The organism is Dietzia sp. B44, from assembly GCF_014145245.1.
GTDB classification, from domain to species: domain Bacteria; phylum Actinomycetota; class Actinomycetes; order Mycobacteriales; family Mycobacteriaceae; genus Dietzia; species Dietzia natronolimnaea.
In genome coordinates this window covers 1-2,837 of the sequence record NZ_JAALEF010000259.1, presented here as the reverse complement: position 1 = coordinate 2,837, position 2,837 = coordinate 1, and the positions used below count along the sequence as shown (strand labels likewise).

The following is a 2,837-nucleotide window of genomic DNA, read 5'->3' as shown; positions in this document are numbered from 1 at the left end:
GCTCGCGCGAGACGCCATCCGCGGGAGCGCCTGCCCGCCATTGCTTGGCCAACGACTGCGCGCGCCACCCCGGGATCGGGGCGACGCGCGCAGTCGTCGGCCGCGCCGGTCGGGTGGCGACGGGTCAGGCGTCGTGGATGATCACGCCGCGCATGATCTTGCCGTCCTGCAGATCCCGGTAGCCCTCGTTGACCTGCTCGAGCGAGTAGGTGGTGGTGATGAGCTCGTCCAGCTTGAGCTTGCCCTCGTCGTACAGGCGCAGCAGCTTGACGATGTCGTACTGCGGGTTGGCCGAACCGAACAGGGTGCCCGTGATGGTCTTGCCGAACAGCGCCATCACGGTGCCGCTGACCTGGACGGTCTTGTCGGTCATGTTGCCCAGGCCGGTGATCACCACGGTGCCACCCTTGCCGATCACGTCGAAGGCGCTCGAGACGACCTGCTCGTCGACGGTGCCCACCAGGATGAGCGCCTGGTCCGCCATCTGGCCCCAGGTGAGCTTCTCCACCTCGGCGTGGGCCTCGGCGGCGTCGGCGAACGCGTGGGTGGCGCCGAACTTGAGGGCCTCGTCGCGCTTGAACTGGACGGGGTCCACCACCACGACGTGGCGGGCCCCCGAGTGGACGGCGCCCTGGACGGCGTTGATGCCGAGCCCGCCGATGCCGTAGATCACCACGGTGTCGCCCTGGCGCACGTTGCCCGCATAGGTGGCGGTGCCCCAGCCGGAGGGCACGCCGCAGCCCACCAGGACGGCCTTGTCGAGCGGCAGCCAGTCGTCGACCTTGACCACCGAGTGCTGGGAGATCACCGAGCGCTCGGAGAAGGTGCCGAGCATGCACATGGCACCGAACTCCTTGCCGCCCGAGCGGAAGCGGAAGGTGCCGTCGGGCATGTGCCCCTCGAGGATCGTGGCACCCATGTCGCAGAGGTTCTGTCGCCCGGTCGAGCAGTACCGGCAGGTGCCGCAGTTGGGGATGAAGGAGCACACCACGTGGTCGCCCGGCTTGACCTTGGTGACGCCCACGCCCACGGCCTCGATGACGCCGGCGCCCTCGTGCCCGCCGACGATCGGGAAGCGCGGCGGGAGCGAGCCGTCGGACAGGTGCAGGTCGGAGTGGCACAGGCCTGCGGCCGTGTACTTGATCAGGACCTCGCCGGGGCCGGGATCGTCCAGGTCGAGCTCGATGATCTCGAACGGCTGGTGGAGGTCGAACAGTACTGCTGCCTTGGTCTTCACGGCGGTGTTCCTTTCGGGGGAGCGGGTGATCGGAAGTGGAGAGGGGGTGTGGACGGGGCGGGTGGGCAAGGGGTGTGGGACGTCGGGAGAGGTCGCAGAGAAGGGGAGTCGCCGGCGTCCCCGGACGAGTCACGGGGACGCCGGGTCCCGGTCCCGGGGGTCGGAGGGAGTCCGACCCGGACCAGGTCAGAGCTGGATGTTGACCGACCTGGTCTGCGTGTAGAGGTCCAGTGCACCCTGGCCCAGCTCGCGGCCCCAGCCGGACTGCTTGAACCCGCCGAACGGCATGGCGGTGTCGAAGCCGTTGTACTGGTTGACCCAGACCGAGCCCGCGTGGAGGCGGCTGGCGACCTTGTGGGCCTTGGAGATGTCCTTCGTCCACACCCCGGCGGCCAGGCCGTAGATCGAGTCGTTGGCCTGCCGGACCGCGTCGTCGACGTCGGTGAACCGCAGGGCCGAGACGACGGGGCCGAAGATCTCGTCCGTCACCACCCGGTGGTCGGGCTCGACGTCCACGAACACGGTCGGCTGGACAAAGTAGCCGGTGTCGCCGTGTCGGCCGCCGCCGGTGAGGGCCCGCCCGCCGTCCTCGATGCCGGCGCGGAGGTAGTAGGAGACCTTGTCGAACTGGTCCTGGTCGACCAGCGGGCCGAGCTCGGTGGCGGGGTCCAGGCCGTGTCCGATGGTGGCCTGGGCGGCGGCGTCGGCGACGGCCTGCGTGAACTTCTCGTAGATGGAGTCCTCGACGTACAGGCGGGTGCCGGCGGTGCAGGCCTGGCCGTGGTTGAACATCCACGCGGCCACGGATCCGGCGACGGCGGCGTCGAAGTCGCAGTCGGCGAAGACGATGTTGGCGCTCTTGCCGCCCAGCTCGAGGGAGACCTTCTTGAGGTTGCCCTTGGCGGCGTCGACGATCAGCTTGCCCACCTCGGTGGAGCCGGTGAAGGCCACCTTGTCCACGTCGTCGTGGGCGGAGATCGCGGCGCCGGCGTCGCCGAAGCCGGTGACGATGTTGACCACGCCGGCGGGCACGCCGGCCTCGGCGATGACCTCGCCCAGCAGCAGCGCGGTCAGCGGAGTCTGCTCGGCCGGCTTGAGGACCAGGGTGTTGCCGGTGGCCAGGGCGGGGGCGAGCTTCCACGCCGCCATGAGCAGCGGGAAGTTCCAGGGGATGATCTGGCCGCACACGCCCACGGGGACGCGCTGGGTGTAGGCGTGGAACTGCTTGTCGCCGGCGAACGGCATCGACACGTTGACCGTGGAGCCCTCGATCTTGGTGGACCAGCCGGCGTAGTAGCGGAACACGTCGGCCGCCCACGCCACGTCCACGGCGGTGGCGATCGCGACGGACTTGCCGTTGTCCAGGGCCTCGATCTGCCCGAACAGCTCGGCCTTGGCGTCCAGCAGGTCGCCGATGCGCCACAGGATCTGCTCGCGCTGGTTGGGCTTCATGGTCGCCCACGCGCCGTCGTCGAAGGCGCGGCGCGCGGCGGCGACGGCCCGGTCGACGTCCTCGGGTCCGCCGTGCGCGACCTGGGTGATCTCGGCGCCGGTGGCGGGGTCGTAGGTGCCGAAGGTGCGGCCGTCCGCCGCGTCGACC

The 2,837-nt window shown here is 70.1% G+C and carries 2 protein-coding genes; both read right to left on the bottom strand.

Annotation, left to right across the window (positions count from 1 at the left end):
* Positions 1-124 precede the first annotated feature (124 nt).
* Positions 125-1,237, bottom strand: a complete 1,113-nt coding sequence (locus G6017_RS09265) for an NDMA-dependent alcohol dehydrogenase (protein WP_179523234.1) — start codon at positions 1,235-1,237, stop codon at positions 125-127.
* A 186-nt stretch (positions 1,238-1,423) separates the two neighbouring features.
* Positions 1,424-2,837, bottom strand: a 1,414-nt coding sequence (locus G6017_RS09260) for an aldehyde dehydrogenase family protein (protein ID WP_182617075.1), incomplete at its 5' end; no start/stop codon positions are given.